Source organism: Deinococcus phoenicis (assembly GCF_000599865.1).
Lineage (GTDB): Bacteria > Deinococcota > Deinococci > Deinococcales > Deinococcaceae > Deinococcus > Deinococcus phoenicis.
Map to the genome: position 1 here is coordinate 13,194 of NZ_JHAC01000013.1, position 15,244 is coordinate 28,437.

At 65.4% G+C, this 15,244-nt stretch carries 26 protein-coding genes; 23 read left to right on the forward strand and 3 right to left on the reverse strand.

All coding sequences use genetic code 11. The features are described 5' to 3' along the window. Nucleotides 1-150: 150 nt before the first annotated feature. The 7 genes from DEIPH_RS04750 to terL are packed head-to-tail and all read left to right on the forward strand — an operon-like array spanning nt 151 to nt 3,590. Complete coding sequence (locus tag DEIPH_RS04750) at nt 151-507, forward strand: VRR-NUC domain-containing protein (RefSeq protein ID WP_051517159.1); 357 nt, start codon at nt 151-153, stop codon at nt 505-507. Next, on the forward strand, nt 504-668 hold the full coding sequence (locus tag DEIPH_RS20125; protein ID WP_161636034.1) for a hypothetical protein: 165 nt from the start codon (nt 504-506) through the stop codon (nt 666-668). The genes DEIPH_RS04750 and DEIPH_RS20125 overlap by 4 nt, the downstream gene beginning before the upstream one ends. After that, nucleotides 665-955, forward strand: coding sequence for a hypothetical protein (locus DEIPH_RS04755; RefSeq protein WP_034354698.1), 291 nt, complete (start codon nt 665-667; stop codon nt 953-955). The genes DEIPH_RS20125 and DEIPH_RS04755 overlap by 4 nt, the downstream gene beginning before the upstream one ends. Before the next feature lie 13 nt (nt 956-968). Further along, entirely contained in the window at nt 969-1,211 is a 243-nt protein-coding gene (locus DEIPH_RS19655) for a hypothetical protein (RefSeq protein WP_152544800.1), read from the forward strand. Nucleotides 1,212-1,219: 8 nt separating this feature from the next. After that, nucleotides 1,220-1,579 carry a hypothetical protein gene (locus tag DEIPH_RS04765; RefSeq protein ID WP_152544801.1) on the forward strand — a complete coding sequence of 120 codons (360 nt, stop codon included), beginning with the start codon at nt 1,220-1,222 and terminating at the stop codon, nt 1,577-1,579. Further along, on the forward strand, nt 1,576-2,055 hold the full coding sequence (locus tag DEIPH_RS04770; protein ID WP_034354707.1) for a hypothetical protein: 480 nt from the start codon (nt 1,576-1,578) through the stop codon (nt 2,053-2,055). Before DEIPH_RS04765 ends, DEIPH_RS04770 begins: the two co-directional genes overlap by 4 nt. A gap of 2 nt (nt 2,056-2,057) precedes the next feature. Then, a complete protein-coding gene (gene terL, locus DEIPH_RS18645; protein WP_081790783.1) occupies nt 2,058-3,590 on the forward strand; it encodes a phage terminase large subunit in 1,533 nt (510 codons plus the stop codon). 8 nt (nt 3,591-3,598) lie between these two features. On the opposite strand, the gene DEIPH_RS19140 is transcribed toward terL, so the two are convergent. Beyond that, on the reverse strand, nt 3,599-4,255 hold the full coding sequence (locus DEIPH_RS19140) for a DUF4145 domain-containing protein (RefSeq protein WP_081790784.1): 657 nt from the start codon (nt 4,253-4,255) through the stop codon (nt 3,599-3,601). Nucleotides 4,256-4,353: 98 nt separating this feature from the next. Between DEIPH_RS19140 and DEIPH_RS04780 the strand changes: the two genes are divergently transcribed. From DEIPH_RS04780 to DEIPH_RS04850, 15 genes are all read left to right on the forward strand, one after another. Continuing rightward, nucleotides 4,354-5,073 (forward strand): hypothetical protein, encoded by a 720-nt coding sequence (locus DEIPH_RS04780; protein ID WP_034354710.1) that lies wholly within the window; start codon nt 4,354-4,356, stop codon nt 5,071-5,073. 3 nt (nt 5,074-5,076) lie between these two features. Further along, nucleotides 5,077-6,105: a major capsid protein gene (locus DEIPH_RS04785; protein ID WP_034354713.1), complete on the forward strand. Its 1,029-nt coding sequence runs from the start codon at nt 5,077-5,079 to the stop codon at nt 6,103-6,105. Nucleotides 6,106-6,107: 2 nt separating this feature from the next. Next, nucleotides 6,108-6,452, forward strand: coding sequence for a hypothetical protein (locus tag DEIPH_RS04790; protein WP_034354716.1), 345 nt, complete (start codon nt 6,108-6,110; stop codon nt 6,450-6,452). Then, nucleotides 6,449-6,769 (forward strand): hypothetical protein, encoded by a 321-nt coding sequence (locus tag DEIPH_RS04795; RefSeq protein WP_034354719.1) that lies wholly within the window; start codon nt 6,449-6,451, stop codon nt 6,767-6,769. The genes DEIPH_RS04790 and DEIPH_RS04795 overlap by 4 nt, the downstream gene beginning before the upstream one ends. Nucleotides 6,770-6,852: 83 nt before the next feature. Then, on the forward strand, nt 6,853-7,152 hold the full coding sequence (locus tag DEIPH_RS04800; RefSeq protein WP_034354722.1) for a hypothetical protein: 300 nt from the start codon (nt 6,853-6,855) through the stop codon (nt 7,150-7,152). Next, complete coding sequence (locus DEIPH_RS04805) at nt 7,152-8,618, forward strand: hypothetical protein (protein ID WP_034354725.1); 1,467 nt, start codon at nt 7,152-7,154, stop codon at nt 8,616-8,618. The genes DEIPH_RS04800 and DEIPH_RS04805 overlap by 1 nt, the downstream gene beginning before the upstream one ends. A 1-nt stretch (nt 8,619) precedes the next feature. Further along, nucleotides 8,620-10,134 carry a phage head morphogenesis protein gene (locus DEIPH_RS18650; RefSeq protein WP_051517161.1) on the forward strand — a complete coding sequence of 505 codons (1,515 nt, stop codon included), beginning with the start codon at nt 8,620-8,622 and terminating at the stop codon, nt 10,132-10,134. Beyond that, the gene (locus tag DEIPH_RS04815; RefSeq protein WP_034354727.1) at nt 10,131-10,328 is read left to right on the forward strand and encodes a hypothetical protein; all 198 of its coding nucleotides are present in this window, start codon (nt 10,131-10,133) and stop codon (nt 10,326-10,328) included. Before DEIPH_RS18650 ends, DEIPH_RS04815 begins: the two co-directional genes overlap by 4 nt. A 106-nt stretch (nt 10,329-10,434) precedes the next feature. Further along, complete coding sequence (locus tag DEIPH_RS04820; RefSeq protein ID WP_152544802.1) at nt 10,435-10,788, forward strand: hypothetical protein; 354 nt, start codon at nt 10,435-10,437, stop codon at nt 10,786-10,788. Then, complete coding sequence (locus DEIPH_RS04825) at nt 10,785-11,237, forward strand: hypothetical protein (RefSeq protein WP_034354733.1); 453 nt, start codon at nt 10,785-10,787, stop codon at nt 11,235-11,237. The genes DEIPH_RS04820 and DEIPH_RS04825 overlap by 4 nt, the downstream gene beginning before the upstream one ends. After that, entirely contained in the window at nt 11,234-11,692 is a 459-nt protein-coding gene (locus tag DEIPH_RS04830) for a hypothetical protein (protein ID WP_034354735.1), read from the forward strand. Before DEIPH_RS04825 ends, DEIPH_RS04830 begins: the two co-directional genes overlap by 4 nt. Continuing rightward, nucleotides 11,689-11,931 (forward strand): hypothetical protein, encoded by a 243-nt coding sequence (locus DEIPH_RS04835; RefSeq protein ID WP_034354737.1) that lies wholly within the window; start codon nt 11,689-11,691, stop codon nt 11,929-11,931. Before DEIPH_RS04830 ends, DEIPH_RS04835 begins: the two co-directional genes overlap by 4 nt. Continuing rightward, the gene (locus tag DEIPH_RS04840; protein WP_034354739.1) at nt 11,931-12,899 is read left to right on the forward strand and encodes a hypothetical protein; all 969 of its coding nucleotides are present in this window, start codon (nt 11,931-11,933) and stop codon (nt 12,897-12,899) included. The genes DEIPH_RS04835 and DEIPH_RS04840 overlap by 1 nt, the downstream gene beginning before the upstream one ends. Nucleotides 12,900-12,978: 79 nt before the next feature. After that, entirely contained in the window at nt 12,979-13,512 is a 534-nt protein-coding gene (locus DEIPH_RS04845) for a hypothetical protein (RefSeq protein WP_034354742.1), read from the forward strand. 147 nt (nt 13,513-13,659) lie between these two features. Beyond that, the gene (locus tag DEIPH_RS04850) at nt 13,660-13,878 is read left to right on the forward strand and encodes a hypothetical protein (protein WP_034354744.1); all 219 of its coding nucleotides are present in this window, start codon (nt 13,660-13,662) and stop codon (nt 13,876-13,878) included. Between the two features lie 42 nt (nt 13,879-13,920). Here DEIPH_RS04850 and DEIPH_RS04855 read toward each other — a convergent pair whose 3' ends face one another. Together DEIPH_RS04855 and DEIPH_RS20765 are read right to left on the reverse strand one after the other, a co-directional pair. After that, nucleotides 13,921-14,373: a type II toxin-antitoxin system death-on-curing family toxin gene (locus DEIPH_RS04855; protein WP_034354747.1), complete on the reverse strand. Its 453-nt coding sequence runs from the start codon at nt 14,371-14,373 to the stop codon at nt 13,921-13,923. Further along, nucleotides 14,366-14,497, reverse strand: coding sequence for a hypothetical protein (locus tag DEIPH_RS20765; RefSeq protein WP_267134642.1), 132 nt, complete (start codon nt 14,495-14,497; stop codon nt 14,366-14,368). Before DEIPH_RS20765 ends, DEIPH_RS04855 begins: the two co-directional genes overlap by 8 nt. Nucleotides 14,498-14,743: 246 nt before the next feature. Here DEIPH_RS20765 and DEIPH_RS19660 point away from each other — a divergent pair, with 246 nt between their 5' ends. Further along, the gene (locus tag DEIPH_RS19660; protein ID WP_152544803.1) at nt 14,744-15,175 is read left to right on the forward strand and encodes a hypothetical protein; all 432 of its coding nucleotides are present in this window, start codon (nt 14,744-14,746) and stop codon (nt 15,173-15,175) included. Nucleotides 15,176-15,244 lie beyond the last annotated feature (69 nt).

The following is a 15,244-nucleotide window of genomic DNA, read 5'->3' on the forward strand; positions in this document are numbered from 1 at the left end:
GCCGCCGCGTACCCGTCCCCATACCCGCCCCGGCCGCCAGCAGCCCCAGCCCCGGACGCTGCACAGCGCCCTCGCCGCCAACGCTCGCCCCGTTCATCGCCAGCGGGCCGCGCGGGGCGTGCGGATTCACGCTACCCGGAGAGGATCACGGTGACCCGCTGCGTCAGCAAGCAGGACGGCGAGGCCCTGGAGTCCACCATCCAGGCCCAGATCGTGCAGGCCCTGAAAGCCCAGGACTTCATCGTCTGGGAGATGTTCAAGGGCAGCGCTCGCGGCGGCCAGGTCTGGGCCACCAAGGGTATCCCTGACCTGTACGTCTTCCGGTCAGGCCGCGCCGTTTGGCTGGAGGTCAAGCGCCCCCGCACCGGCAAGCTCAGCCCTGCCCAGCGCGAGCGCCACCACGAGCTGACCATCTGCGGCCTGCCCGTCCACGTCGTCACCAGCCCCGAGGAAGCCCTGGCCGTCCTCGGCATCCGGGTAGTGGGTCTGCTGAAGGGTCACCGATGAGCCTCCACACCCACATCCGTCAGCTCGCCCAGACCCCCGAGGGCCGCGCCCGGCTGCACCGTTGGTCCGGATGCGGCACGGACAACTGGCAGCAGGCGTTCGAGCAGGCCGGGGACTATGCCAACGCCCGGCTGTACGAGTTGCACCAGGCCGCGCCGTGATTCCCCGCCCCTCCCCCTACCGTCACGTTCGCAAGCGCCTCTGGCAGCGCTACCGCCTGCGCCTGAAGCTCGACGAGTACCACCAGCTCTGCCACGCCCTTGCCACCGGCCACTGCCCCAGTGTCCTGCTGGACGGCTACCCGGAAGGCCGCCGCGTGCTGATCCGCTTCCGCTACGCCCGGCGCCACATCACCGCCATCTGGGACAACGACAGCCGCCTGCTGGTCACCTGCCTGCCCCCCTCCACCCATGCCCGCGCCCACCACGCCCTCGGCACCCTCACCTGAAACGGAGCTGCCCTTGCCTCGAAAGTCCGCCCACTACGCCCACCTGGCAGCCCGCGCCTTCCTCAGGGGCACGGGCCATTCCACGGTCGACTCGGCCATCCGCGCCGGTGCCCGAACCAACGCCGAGTGGTGCATCCTCCTGCGCCACTTCGAGCAGCGCTTCTGGAGCACCCACAACAAGAAGGCGCGCCGCGCCGTCAAGACCAGGCACCCGGTCAAGGTGTCACCCGCTCCCGCAGCATCTGGGGAGGGGTGAATCAAGCGGTGACGAAGCAGGTACAAGATGTTCAACTTCTGAACACGGATTTGGAGCGCCGGGCCAAAGCCTGGGGGCAGATTGGCGGCGTCGGGACGGCCCGCGCCCTGCGCCAGGCAGACGAGGCTTACCGTCTCTACCTGGACTTCATCGCCGCCGGGCACCTGGGCCTCGACTTCACCCGTTGGCTTTCCCGGGCCAGCGGCATCAGCCACGGCACCTGCTACAACCGCTTCAAGGCTGGCCGCGCCCGCACCACCTTGCGTGAGTCCGGCGGCAGGCTCAACCGCAACCAGGCGGGCCTGATCGCCGAACTTCGGGAACGCGAGGCCACGCCCATTCCCGACCTCCCCTGGGACGATGAATGACCCGCCGCGCTTCCCTGCCCGTTCGCGTGCAGCGGTTCCGGGAACAGCAGCGCCGCCCGGGCCGCCCGACCGAACTCACCCCTGAGGTCAGCTTCATGATCTGCGAGATGGTGAGGCTGGGCTGCACCTACGAGGTGGCGGCCGTGGCAGCGGGGGTTGCTGGCAGCACCTTCCGCAGTTGGAAACAGCGCGGCCGTGAGGAACCCGGCAGCATCTACGCCGAGTTTCTGGCGGACCTCGAAGAAGCCGAGGCCCAGGGCGAGGTCGTTCACCTCCACACCGTCAGCAAGGCCGGGCCGGACGGGGCGAAGTGGATTCTCGCCGCCCGCCACCCCGAGCGGTACGGCCAGTCCACCAAGGTGAATGTCCTGGTGCGGCAAGAACTCGACACGGCCCTGGACGCCCTGGAAGCTGAACTCACCCCCGAGGAATACGAGAAGGTGCTCGCTGCCCTCGCCAAACACGCGGGCGGCTGACCATGCCGAGAAGGTTCGCACGGGTTTCCGTGTTCGCGGCAGCGGCTGACCGTGCCAAGGCCCGCGGCCTCAACCTCAGTGAGGTCACCGAGCGGACCCAGCAGGAGACACGCTCAGCCCGAGCAGGTGACTTCGCCGAACGGGCGACCGAAGCCTTCACTCCGCACCCCGGCCCCCAGCAGCAGTTCTTCGAGGACCGCACGACTCACGAAGTCTTGTACGGCGGCGCGGCCGGCGGCGGCAAGAGCCACGCGCTGATGGGCCTGGCCCTGGTGCGGTCCGCCATCCCCGGCCACCAGGCCATTCTCTTCCGTAAGACCTACAAGCAGATCGAGGGCAGTGACGGCCTGCTCTCCAAGGCGCTCGCCATGTACCTACCCATCGGCATGAAGTACCGCGCCGACGAGTACAAGTTCACGGCCCCCACCGCCGCGAACGTGGTGCTGCGCCACCTCTCCGACCGCACCGCCTATCTCGACTATCAGGGGCAGGCGTTCCAACTCGCGGGCTTCGACGAGCTGACCCAGTACACCGAAGAGGAATACCTCTACCTCTTCTCCCGCCTCCGCAGCACCATCCCCGGTGTGGTGCCGCTGATGCGGGCCAGCGCCAACCCCGGCGGCCCCGGTCACGAGTGGGTGCTGAAACGCTGGGCCGCCTGGCTCGACCCCCAGCACCCCAACCCCGCTGCGCCCGGTGAGGTCCGCTGGTACCTGCGCGGCGCGGACGGCGTGGAACAGGAAGTGCCCGAAGGCACGCCCCTCGCCCGTTCCCGCACCTTCATCCCCGCCCGCCTCAGCGACAACCCCAGCCTCACCCACGACGACGAGTACCTCGCCAACCTCAACAGCCTCCCCGAGCTGGAGCGCCTGCGCCTGCTGAACGGCGACTGGACGGCGGTGCTCGGGGAGGGCATGTACTTCAAGCGGTCCATGTTCCGGGTGCTGGGGGCGGAGCAGTATCTGGCGCAACTGGAGACGGACCCGGTGGTCACCCGCGTGCGCGTCTGGGACCGCGCGGCCACCGAACCCAGCGAGACGAACAAAGACCCCGACTGGACGGTGGGCACGCTGGTCGGCAAGACGCGCTCAGGTCGCCTGATCGTGGAAAACGTGCAGCGCTTCCGCAAGGGGCCGCACTTCGTCGAGCACAAGATCAAGCAGACCTGCGCCGCCGACGCCATCCGCTACGGCACCGACCCACGCAAGGGTGGCGTGATCACCGTGCTGACCCAGGACCCCGGCCAGGCGGGGAAGTACGAGCGCATGAGCTACGCCCGGTTGCTGGGCGGCCATGACGTGCGCTGGCTGCTGGAACGCAGCATCGGTGACAAGGAAACCCGCGCCCGCCCCGCCGCCGCTCAGGCCCAGGCCGGGCAGGTCGACGTGGTGGAAGCGGAGTGGAACCGCGAGTGGTTCACGGAGCTGGAGGCGTTTCCGCTGGGGGCGCACGATGATCAGGTGGACGGCGTATCCATAGCCTGTATCTGCCTGAACGACAAGATGCCCGCGCGGAGTTCGGGGTGGGTGGCGTAATGTAAGCCTTAAAAGGGACGATTCGCGCCAGGTGGTAGAAGTACATCAGCCAATTGAGCTGTCCACTTCATAGTCATTAAACCTACTTCAAGTTCAGTAAGTACAACGACCATGCACAGTTTTACAATCTGATCCGGCTTAAGACTAAGAGGGCTAGGTTCTAATTCTTTGACAATCCTCTCTTGAGCCTCTTTGTCTAAAGACAAATACATTTCTTGAGCCTCTTTTTTGGTAACCTCCCTCCCTGCGTCTAATTCATGTGCCGGGTTATTTCTAAAGTCTCTTATTTTGTGTAGAACGTCTCCTAAGCGGGCCAAGGATATGTCACTGGAAGCTAGCGCATCTATTTTGCTAACTAGTCGCTTATCTTTCGGCTTTAGCTTAGTAAATACAATTATCTTATCTAAAACCCTCTCTATGTGCAGGGTGCCACGAATTGAGAAGGCTAGTTTGTCTTCAGTAATGAGATCACTTACAAATAAGTGATTTCCACTTTTAATTTCTTCCTCAAAATCATCAAAATCTTTTAACTCCTCTTCCACTATCTTGTTAATCACTTTTTTAGCTAAAATAAAGTCTATTAAGGAAAGCCTTCTCTCAAATGACTTTAAAATCCCCTCTTTTGCCATCAGGAGATTTTTACGATAGTTCTCAGCGTATTCCATGCGCTGAGAATATCAGCCTGCCGGGTGTCACCCCCCAGCCCATCCTGTCCTTACACCGCTCTGGTAGCGGCAGCGCCAGGTGCGCGAAAGGACAGAACATGCCTGAGCAGAAGCAAGTGACCATCACCGTGAATGACGACGGCACCGTCGATCTCGCCGCCTTCGCCTCTGACCCCGACCTGAAGAAGGTCAAGGGCGTTATTGACGGGCTGCGAACCGAGTCGGCAGGACACCGCACCAAGACCGGTGAACTCACCGCGAAGTTGGAAGCGGCTCAGGCCCGCATCTCGACCCTGGAAGGCAGCAGCAACCTCACCGACGCCGAGCGGGGCGAGCTGAAGACCCTGCGCGAGTTCCGCGAGGCGGCCGGCGTCACCAGCGCCGACGACCTCAAGCGGCTGCGTGAGGACGCCCAGTTCGGCCAGTCCCGCCGCGTGGATGACCGCCTGGGCGACCTGGCCCGCGTGCTGGGGGCCGACGCTGGTGCGCTGAAGAAGCTCTCCGGCATCCGTGATCTGGAAACCAAGGTGGAGCGCGAGAAGGTCATCGTCAACGACGCCGAGACCACCCGCGAGACGCCGATGGTCAAGGTGAACGGCGTGTGGGAGCCGCTGAAGGGCTACGTCGAACGCGAGTACGCGCCCTTCAAGGCGGTGCTGTGGCCCGAAGGGGACAAGAAGCAGGACCCCGTCTCTCTGCCGGGCGTGCCCGGTGCGCGCGGGAACGGCCAGGGCCAGGGCGGGGCGGCAGATCAGCAACAGGACGAACCCGACTTCTTCGCCGCCATGTTCGACACCGGCGGCGCTGCCAGGAGCTAATCCATGCCGAGACCCACCCTTGAAGTCATCACCCGCAACAGCGGCCAGGCCAAGCGTAGCATCGTGCGCCGCTACCAGCAGCTCAGCCTGCTGATGCAACTCCTGCCTTTCGACAACTCCGTCGTGCCCAGCCTGAGCGGCGGCGGTGGCCGCAGCCTCGCCTACGCCTACGAGCGCGACAAGCAGCCGCGCGGGGCGCAGTTCCGCGACTGGTACCAGGATTACCCTGCCGACTACCAGGACACCGAGCCCGTGGTCACGTACCTGCGCCCCCTGGGCGGCGCGTTCGAGATCGACCGCGTGTTCGTCCAGGCGGACGGCAGCATCAGCCCCAGCACGCCGGGCCTGGGCAGCTTCGTGAACGAGAACGTGGACGCGCTGGCCCGCGCCACGGTGGGCCTGTTCGCCAACACGGCGGTGAACGGGGACAAGAAGGTGAATAACCTGGCCTTCGACGGGCTGAGCACCATCCTCGACGGCACCACCAGCGAGTTCAACGGCTCCGGCCTGACCATCGCCGAGGGCGCCACGGTGGACAACTACACCACGGCGACCACGGCCATGAAGAAGTTCATCAACCGCATCAAGGCGCGAGGCCTCGCGCCTGTCATCTTCACCAACGAGGACAGCGCCCTGCGCCTGGAGATGGCGGCCATCAAGCTGGGCTACACCGACCGCAAGCCCTCCGGGTTCGGGCAGGACATCGTGAACTTCGCCGGTGCCCCGATCATCGACCTGGGGGCGCGTGTCGGCACCACTGGCGACAGCGCCGCCGACAGCGTGATTCCCACCACGACCGGCGCGGGGGCCTCGGGCGGCCTGACCGACATCTACATCGTCGGCCTGGGTCTGAGCGGCTTCCATGGCGTCACCCTCACTGGGGACAGCGGCGTGACGTACTACAGCAACCTGGGCGACACCAAGCCCGGCGTCACCAAGCGTGTGGAGTGCGAGATGGTCGGCACTGTCGCCCTCAAGGACACCAAGGCCGCCTACGTCCTGCGTGACGTGCGCGTGCAGCCGCAGGTCTGATCGTGGGCGGCAAGGCAGCCGAGTACGCGCGGGAACTGGAGCGGCAGGCGTTCGAGAAGACGCAGGCCGTCCAGCTCCCGCCCACTGACCCCATCCGGCGTGCGAAAGTGCTGGACAGGGTGCCCGCGCCGAAAGACACCGGTGCACCGAACGGCACCGCGGGAAAGGCAGATGGGGCGGACGGCGGCAGCATCCCGGGCGGGGCGTCTGAGGGTGTGCCCACCCCGGACAGCATCCCCGAGGTGCAGCCCACATCCGCCCAGGAATCCCGGCCTGCCCAGCCTGAAGGGGCAGACGAGAAGCCCAAGGCTCCCCGTCGTCCCCGACCCGCGAAGGCCACGGAATGACCCAGCCGCCCGCCATGTCCGAGGCCGACGCCCTGCAACACCTGCGGGACGCCCTGGGCGAGAACTACGCCGGGGCCACCGATGAGGCCACCCTCACCCGTGCCCTGTGGGTGGACGCGGCGGGCGGGCGGCTGCGGCCCTGGGCGACGGCGGCGCGGCTGATCAAGTTCAATACCGAGTACGAGGTCGACGAGGGGCTGAAGGCCCGTGTGGACCGCAAGCTGGCCGAGCTGGCAGACACCCAGCGCGGGGCGGACGCGGCAGCCGGGCGATCTGGGAGACCTGCTTTCGGTGGCGTCACCTGGGGAGACCTGTAGGCCCGCGTCTAGCCGCTCTTTTTGCCGCCCCCCGTGGGCGGTTTTCTTCTGCCGGGTGTCACCCCGGGCGGCACGCTGGGGACATGGAAACGCAGCGTCTCGCCGTCTATCCGCACACGCCGACGCCGCCCGGCACGGTGGTGAGCCTGCAAGGCTTCCCCGGCACCTTCACCGTGTTGAGCAGCTTCACCGCCTACGCTGACGGGAAGAAACGCACGGCGTACATCCTGGCCGATGAGCGGGGTGAAGCCTGCGTGGCCCTGAACACCTGGCACACCCCCTTCAGCTTTCTCTCGGAACGCCTCGCCCAGCTTCAGGCGGCGGGGCAGGAACTGGCGGAGCTGAAGGAAGCCCTCCGGCGGGCGGTCGGGGAAGAGCGTTGATGGATACGGCGCAACTCCTCCAGCTTCAGCGGATGCAGGCACGGCTGGCGGACGTCCGCACCCGCATGACCCGCGAGACGGCCATGCGCGAGCTGTACGCGGACCGCTTCGGCAGTGACCTGCTGGGGGACATGGCCGCCAACTTCTCCCCGGAGACGCTGGATATGGCCTTGCAGGGTGAGAACCCCTTCCGTGAGGCCGTGCAGCGCCTGGTGGTGCCCGTGCGGGCGGGCGGCGCGCAGTGGACCGGCGACGACACCTGGACGGACGACCGCAAGGCGTATCTGAAGGGGCTGGCGGGCCTCTTCGGGAAGGTCGTCACCACCCTGGCTCTGACCGGCAAGGCCGCCGTGCTGCCGTGGAAAGGGCCGGACGGGCAGGTGCGCGTGACCGCCCTGCGCGGTTATCTGCACCCGGTCTACAGCAGCAGCGACCCCGACCAGTTGGAGCGTGTGCTGAGCGTCACCACGTCGGATGGCGGTCCGGCGGGCATCCGCTACACGGTCTGGGCCTTCGAGGCCGGGCGCGTGACCATCCACCGCGACCTCGACGACCCGACGCGGTACGCGCTCACGCCGGGGGAGGAGATCGAGCTGCCCTACGCGGCGGGGCGGCTGCCACTGGCCTTCGTCGCCTTCGACGAGGACGGCGAAGGTCAGCCTTACAGCCCCGGTGACGTGTGCTACTCCGCCTTCCGGCGCTTCCTGCACCGACTCGTGCAGGAGAACGTCACCTACCACAGCGGCGCGTACAAGCAGAAGGTCATCTACGGGAACAACGGCCCGGTCCCGGCCCTTGGCCCCTTCAAGCTGCTGGAACTCGACAGCGAGGCGAAGTATGAGGAACACGGCGCGGACACGGCCCTGATCAAGCAAATGACCGACGCGCGCGAGGCAGCCGGGCGCAGTGTATGGGCGTCGGCAGGGGCACCGGAGGCCCAGCACGGGGCCGGTGAATCTGGCGAGGCGCGGGCCATCGCGGGCCAGATGCACGAGCAGACCTGTGATGACCTGGGCGACAAGGGCGCGGCGCTGCTGACCGATGCCGCCGCGCTGCTCGCCGGGATGGGCGTCACGCCGAAGCCCATCGAGTTCACCTGCCGCCCCCTCTTCGTGGCGAAGCGCGCGGCCGAGCAGGCGAACCTGGGCGCGCTGTACCGCGACAAGGGCATCAGCCGCGGGGAACTGCTGCTGCGTCTTCAGGACAGTGGCCTGACCATCAGCGCCGACGAGCTGAAGCGGGCGGCGGCAGAGTCGGGTGACTTCGCACGGGCGGTGGCGTTGCTGAACGCGGGTGCGCCCACGTATATCGCACTCGACCTGCTGCGCCAGGCCGGCATGACCGTCATCACCGAGCAGGACGTGGAGGCGCAGCGTGCCCTCGACCTGGCTGATGCGGGGGGCGAGGGCGAACCGCTGAACGACCTGACCGGCAACCCGGACGACCTGACCGACCCGGCGGCGTGACGTGGCAGACCTGCGCCTCACCGAGCTGCTGCGGGTCCTCGACCTGGCCGCCCTGCGCGAGAAGCGCGATCTGGACGACATGCGCCGCGCGGTGGTGCGCCAGTACCGTGTCATCTCGCTTGACGAGGCCGCCCGCCAGCTTCGCGCCGCCTTGGACGCCCCCAACCCCAACAGTGCCCGCGCCCGAACCGATCTCACCCTGAAGGCGCTGGACATCGCCGTGAAGGAACTGGGCCTGCCGCCGCAACGGGCCGAGCAGATCGTGCGCCGCGCCGTGCGGGACCGGGTGCAGACGCATGACGAGCTGCTGCGCCTCCAGAATCCGGCCCTGACCTTCAACGATCCCGCCGAGGTGCAGGCCCGCGCGGTGGGCACAGCGCGGCGGGACATGAACACCTACTGGGAGAAGGAACAGCGCCGCTTCCGCAACGACGTGAGCCGCACCATTCGCCAGGCCATCCGGCAGGGCCTGCCGCCCGAAAAGGCGGCGGACCTGCTGGAGAAACGGCTGGGGGTGAGCCGGAGCCGGGCGGTGCTTGTGGCGACCGACCAGATGCTCACCGCAGCGGCCAACGCGGATCGGCAGCGGCAGCGCGACATGGGCATCAAGGAATACCTCTGGCGGACCGTTGGCGATAACCGTGTGCGGCGGGAACACCAGCTCAGGAACGGTGCGCGGTACCGGTGGGCGGACGGGGGGGAGTATCCAGGCTTTGCCATTCGCTGTCGGTGCCGGGCTGTGCCCCTTGTTAGGGCTGCCGTGCCCGATACTGACGCGACCCTCCTCCCCATGACGGAAGCTGCTCATCCCTCCACCACCCCTCCCGAGTCCCTCCCCCGGCCCAACATCCGAACGTACGTGGATGGCCCGCTCGAACGGCGGTTAGCGCGAGTGTTGGACAGGTTACATACAGACCATCCGCCCACGCGAGGCCGCCCCCAGTTCTTCATCGCGCGGTCTGCCGACGAGCTGGGCCAATTCATCAACGTCCTGCGCCTTGATCCCAATGAGGCCCGTAAGGCAGCAGCCTTGTATGCCTACGACGCCCATGCGGTGGTGATCAGCCCCCAACTCCGCGACCTGCTAGACCATCCTGATGATCGTTACCGCTTGGCCGGTTTGAGGTACATGGCACATGAGTGGTGGCATGTGATGCGGGTGGATCGCCAGCGGGTGTATGGCCTGGAGGAGGGGGGCGCGGAATTGTTCGCCGACCGCGTGACTCGCGTTCTGACCGGTGTGCCTGGCGAGTTGCGGCGAATTCAGGAGTATGCGGGTCTGGCGTCTGGTGCTGAGCTTCTCGGGGAGGCGGCCAGGGGTCCGGGAAATGCCCTGGCCTGGGTTCTCGCTTCCCGAGAGCAGGCAGACGTAGGGGCGTGGTTTGCCGCGCAGCTCAAGGAACTCGGTGTGCCCGGTGATGATATTGCTGTCATCAGCAGTTACAATGGGCACACGCCTGGAAGCTGGGTTCAGCTCGTCCAGCAGGCGCTCCGAAGGGCAGGTGAGAAGTCATGACGGTAACTGAGAAGGACGTGCGTTCCATCGAGGACAGCGGCCAGCAGGTCATGTATCCGGACTTTGGCTTCGAGAGCGAGCAGGCCACCACCCGAATTGAGGAGACGTTCGCCCTGCGTGGCACCAGTCACGAGATTGACCATGATCTTCGGGCGCGCCTTGCCGCTCTCCCTGGTGCCTTCGTGATCAAGTGATTCTGTCCCGGCCGGGACCATCCTGCCCCGCGGGGCACTTTCAGTACCGCCCCCCGGGGCGGTTTCCTTTTGGGCCGGGTGTCACTGCCCCCCGCAGACTGAATCCGTGCCCGTCGACGCCCGCCCCTTCCTGACCCTCCACACGCCGGGAGGGTCGTGCCGCTGCCAGCGGCCCAAGTTGCGGCCCCTGGCCCTGGGCGTCACCGGGCAGGCGGGCACCGTCGCACAGGATCAGCCGACGCACACCATCCCCGTTCCCGTGGCGATCACTACCCCGCCCGCTGATCTCGCGGACAACGTGGTGGTGACGGTGGACGTGGAACCTGGTACGTGGACTCCCTTTCGGGTGCTGCGGAACGGGATCGACAAGGGTGCAGGCGTCTGGAAGCTGTATGTGCGGGTGGAAGACGGGTACGTCTCGCCCGCGTCCGGTGGTGCTGAGGAGGGCTACCAGCCATGACCAAGCCGTCCGCAACGTTGAAAGTGCCCAGTTGGGTCAAGCGGCTGGGCCAGCTCCCCGAACAGATCACCCAGGAGGCCCTCGCCGAGAGCCGCGATTACCTGCGTGACGCGGCCCGGCACAACGCCACCAAGGGCGGCGCGCGGGGGCTGCGCGTTCGTTCCGGGCGGCTGCTGCGCTCTATCCGCACCTACCTGAAGGCGAAGCCGAACGGGGGGGAACTGAGCCTCGGCATGGTGTTCTACGGGTGGGTTCATGACACCGGCATGACCATCCGGGGGAAGAACGGCGGCTACCTGCGCTTCCGCACGCCAGATGGGAGCTGGCATCAAGTCCGGCAGGTCGTGCTCCCTGAACGGCGCTGGGCGCGGGACGCGCTCGACGACACCCGCAAGCAGTTCCCCCGCTACCTGCACCGCGCCCTGGAACGCGCCACGAGGCCCGGATGAGCTTCCCGGACTACCTGGAACTGTTCATTACGGAGCTGGTGGCCGAACTGAAGCGCCGCTTTGAACCAAGTGGCTACACCGTGGAAGCACGGGAGCCTGCGGAAGGGGAACTGGCGGCAAACAGCACCACCAAGCAGATTTTCGTGACCCAGGAGGGCTTTGACGGTGCCGAGGCCCAGGATGCGGACGGCGGCGATTTCATCAACATCACCACGGCGGTCATGGTCGGCTGCGTCATGAAACGGCCCTCCACTGAGGTGCTGGCTGTGGGCACCCGTCAGCGCCGCCGCACGCTGGTGCAGGCGGTTCGCCGCGTGATGCGCGACTTCACCGCCCGGCATGACGTGGTGGAGCTGGCGTTTCTGGGCGAAGCCCCCCAGCTCATCGACACCTTTTACGTCTCTCTCACTGGCGTTGAACTCAGGTTCAGCATCCCCGCAGAGGAGGAAGCATGAAGTACGTTCTCAAGACCGAGCTGAACGGTGAGCCGATCCTTGACGGCCTGTTTGATGGCCTGGGCGTGATTCTGCACGGGCAGGTCGTGACGCCCGCCTACCCCGCGCAGGAAGAGGCCCTCAAGGCCGACCCGCGCTTCAAGGTGTACCGGGAACCGGGTGTCACCGAAGAGGCCAAAGTGGGCAGCAAGGCGGAAACCGAAACCAAGAAGCCCACACCCGCCGCCAAGGAGAAATGATGGACGCCTCGACTGCCAAGCTGGGCCTGGCCCTGATGACGAACCTCGCCACCCTCCCCGACGCGCCCACGGTCACGCTTCGTGCGCGCCAGCTTGCCGACCCGACCCCGACCTTTACCGAAACTGATGACCCTGTCGCCATCGGGAACCGCTACGGGCAGATGCGGGTGCTCCAGGGGGTCCAGGCCAACAGCAAGCAGATTCAGGCCACGGGGATGCTGCGCGACCTGCCGTTCCTGCTTCAGCCGATTCTCGGCGCGCCCGACGGGACGGGCCTCATCACGCCCCGGCCCGACGCCTACGCGGCGCTGATGCCCGTGCAGCCGCTGGCGGTGTTCCAGAAGCACCCCTTGCAGGACGCCCTGTTCCCCGGCGCGATGATGTCCGAACTGGTCATCAACGTGACGCAGCGGGACACCAGCACGGTCAGCGTCACGCTGAACACCACCCGCGTGGACGAGATGCCCGCAGTCACGACCTGGCCCGCCGCTGCGGCCAGCGACTACCTGAAGTTCCTGAACTTCTGGATCATCGTGAACGGCGTGAAACTCGCGCCTGAGACGGCCACCATCACCCTCGCTCAGGGTATGGAACCGGAAGACGGGGCGCAGGGCACGGACCCCCAGGGGCGCATGTTCGTTCTGGGGTACACGCTGAATGGTCCGCTGACGGCCAAGCTGGCCTTCTCGATCAACGAGTCCGGTGCCGCGAAGTACGGCGGCACGTTGAAAGGCCTGCACGCCATGTCCCAGCCGGACCTTGCCACGGGCGAGCGCGCGATCTTCGACGTGAAGTTCGGCTTCGACCTGGGCGCGGGAAAGCAGGTGGAATTTACCTTCCCCAATGCGAATCTTCGCGGTCAACAGTTCCCGACCGGGCTGGGCAAGATCGTGGCGAGCTACGAGGCGGAAAGCACGAACGTGGGCGCGCCGCCGGTGCTGGTCAAGGTGCCGGTGCCGACCCCCTGACCTGTCTGGTTCAGGTATGGCCCCGCCCCACGCGGGGCTTTTTGCTGTTGGGTGTCACGACACCTCTGAGACTGGGGGCATGAGCGACGAAACGCAGGCAGCAGACACGACAGCCCTGATCAGCAGGTACGAGCCGCACAGGCGCGAAAAGCTAAAGGGCATGACCAAGGCCCTTTACCTGCCGCTGCTCGGCCAGGAAGTGATTATTGGACGGCTAAGTATGGAGGCCTACCTGGCAGACAGCAGGCGTGTGGTCCTGAGCATCCCGGCCATGCGCGAGGCTGCTGTGGCCTGGAGTGCCAGCGTGGCCGAGAAGCTCGACGATGGGAAGCCCAAGATGCCCCGTGGAGACCTGCCGCCCGAAGTCCAGCTTGAGGTCGAGCGGGAGGCGCAGCGGGCGCTGGTGCGCGGGGCACTCCTGCGCCCTCCGCTTGAAGATCTCGTCGAAGAATTCGGTGGGTCTCTTGAGGACCCCGATCTCGGGATGGCTGATGATTTTGAAGTGCTGCTCTTGAGTATCGTGACCTTTGCCAAGGTAGGTGATGCCGAGCGGGAGCAAACCAAAAGCCTTTCTGTGGCAGCAAGCAGGAATCCTCGACGCCCTCGCCAGTAAGTACAGCAAGCGGCCCAGTGAAGTTATGCGCTTGGTTGGAGCCACAGAAGAGGACCGGCTGGCCTTTGACGAGTGTGTGCTGGCGTGGGCCAGAGCCGATGAGGCCCTCCAGTATTGGTGGGCACAGCAACAACAAGGAGGGTAAGCATGGATTTCGACTTTGAGAAGCTGCAAAAGCAGCTCGAACAAGCCCGCCGTCAGGGCCAGGCCGCCCTTGAGCAGGCGCAAGCATGGGCAGAAGCCTGGGGAATCACCTCCGAACGCCTGATGGCAGTACAGGAAGAGGTACTAGCAGCCCAACGGGAGGCGCAACGGCGCGCAGAGTTGCCTCGACTCCTCGCCCAGTTGTCACGGTATGGAAGATAAACAAGGCCCCCGCCTGAGCGGGGGTTCTTGTTGCCGTCTGTCCTACAACTCTTTCAGATCATCGTACTGATCTACGTTGTACCCACACGCGGCCAGCAGTGCGAAGCGCAGTCCCTCCAGGCTCAGGTGCCCGGCCCCGACCAGCTTCATGGTGAGGGTCTTGGTCTCCTGGGACCACTTCGGGTACTGGCCGTTCCACTGGAGTGTGGTTTCCATAGCCAGGAGGGCTGTGCGCTTGTTGGCATCCGAGAAGCCGTGATTCTGGATAATGAGGTAGCCGAGCGCGGCGACCTTCCAGAAGAAGGTCAAGTAGGCGTCCTGGCCCCCAGCACTCCGGGTTGGAGCCTCCAGAGCGCTGAGGACCTGCCCCTTGTCTTTAAACCCCGGCTGTCCACCGAACTCCTCAAGAATCTCGTCGTGAAGCTCAAAAACGAATACAGAGGTCGGATAGCTCCTCCCTCTGTACCTGTAGTTGTACCGACCTATTTTAAGCAAGGGCCTTCATGGCTTCCGCGTTCTTGCGGAGCAGGTTGCTGATCTGCTGCTTGGCTTCCTTCTTCGTCTGAGGGGCCGCCAGGGCGACCTTGCCATTGGGCTTAAAGTTTGTAGGCTTGGACATACGGACACCTCCTAGGGTCCGGAGTATACCACCGGGCACAGCCCCGGTATACGGCGGTTTGCTTGCTGGGCAAAGGTTAAAGGGCGGGGGGAAAGGGCGGTCTGGGCGCCACGCCCGCGAGATGCTGGACGAGTGGCTGGACGACCACAGCGAGCAGGATGCCAAGACCATCACCATAGACGCCCTGAACTGAACCGCTCCTCATTTGCCGCCCCGCTTTCACAGGGGGCGGTTTAAGCTGGGGCCGTGACCCTCACTCCCGACGACCAGGCACGCATTCAAGCTGAGGAAGCCTATCGTATCCAGCTTCGTACGCAGAAACGGCGTGTAGGATGCTGGAGGTGGGGATGTGGTCTGCTGGTCGCCCCTATCGTTCTTTTTTTCGCCTTTTGGGGGCTGGTGAAGGTCTTTAATGCCGTGACGCCGGATGACCCACGCCAGGCGCAGAAAGATGCTCAGGTTGAGTTTGTAGTCAATTGTGAGAATCAAATACAAGCGAGCTTGAAAGCCCCCAAGACTGCCAAGATCAGTAGCCCCTGGCCTGACCAGGTACTGACAACTGTAAGTGGCTTCGCTTGGAATGGCTACGTGGATGCCGAGAATAGCTTCGGGGCAAACATCCGCACGGACTTCAGATGTTCAGGTCCTGCTGCTTCTCCAACAGTTGTGTTTGAGTGACTAGCCTCCCCCGCCCCCTTACCGGGGCGGCCTTCTTCTTTCACCGGGTGTCACCCCCCACGTCAGCCT

Coding starts and splice junctions, on each gene's coding strand:
- DEIPH_RS20125 (WP_161636034.1), top strand. CDS start 504: ATGAGCCTCCACACCCACATCCGTCAGCTCGCCCAGACCCCCGAGGGC.
- DEIPH_RS04770 (WP_034354707.1), top strand. CDS start 1,576: ATGACCCGCCGCGCTTCCCTGCCCGTTCGCGTGCAGCGGTTCCGGGAA.
- terL (WP_081790783.1), top strand. CDS start 2,058: ATGCCGAGAAGGTTCGCACGGGTTTCCGTGTTCGCGGCAGCGGCTGAC.
- DEIPH_RS19140 (WP_081790784.1), bottom strand. CDS start 4,255: ATGGAATACGCTGAGAACTATCGTAAAAATCTCCTGATGGCAAAAGAG.
- DEIPH_RS04780 (WP_034354710.1), top strand. CDS start 4,354: ATGCCTGAGCAGAAGCAAGTGACCATCACCGTGAATGACGACGGCACC.
- DEIPH_RS04785 (WP_034354713.1), top strand. CDS start 5,077: ATGCCGAGACCCACCCTTGAAGTCATCACCCGCAACAGCGGCCAGGCC.
- DEIPH_RS04795 (WP_034354719.1), top strand. CDS start 6,449: ATGACCCAGCCGCCCGCCATGTCCGAGGCCGACGCCCTGCAACACCTG.
- DEIPH_RS04800 (WP_034354722.1), top strand. CDS start 6,853: ATGGAAACGCAGCGTCTCGCCGTCTATCCGCACACGCCGACGCCGCCC.
- DEIPH_RS04805 (WP_034354725.1), top strand. CDS start 7,152: ATGGATACGGCGCAACTCCTCCAGCTTCAGCGGATGCAGGCACGGCTG.
- DEIPH_RS04815 (WP_034354727.1), top strand. CDS start 10,131: ATGACGGTAACTGAGAAGGACGTGCGTTCCATCGAGGACAGCGGCCAG.
- DEIPH_RS04825 (WP_034354733.1), top strand. CDS start 10,785: ATGACCAAGCCGTCCGCAACGTTGAAAGTGCCCAGTTGGGTCAAGCGG.
- DEIPH_RS04830 (WP_034354735.1), top strand. CDS start 11,234: ATGAGCTTCCCGGACTACCTGGAACTGTTCATTACGGAGCTGGTGGCC.
- DEIPH_RS04835 (WP_034354737.1), top strand. CDS start 11,689: ATGAAGTACGTTCTCAAGACCGAGCTGAACGGTGAGCCGATCCTTGAC.
- DEIPH_RS04840 (WP_034354739.1), top strand. CDS start 11,931: ATGGACGCCTCGACTGCCAAGCTGGGCCTGGCCCTGATGACGAACCTC.
- DEIPH_RS04845 (WP_034354742.1), top strand. CDS start 12,979: ATGAGCGACGAAACGCAGGCAGCAGACACGACAGCCCTGATCAGCAGG.
- DEIPH_RS04850 (WP_034354744.1), top strand. CDS start 13,660: ATGGATTTCGACTTTGAGAAGCTGCAAAAGCAGCTCGAACAAGCCCGC.
- DEIPH_RS20765 (WP_267134642.1), bottom strand. CDS start 14,497: ATGTCCAAGCCTACAAACTTTAAGCCCAATGGCAAGGTCGCCCTGGCG.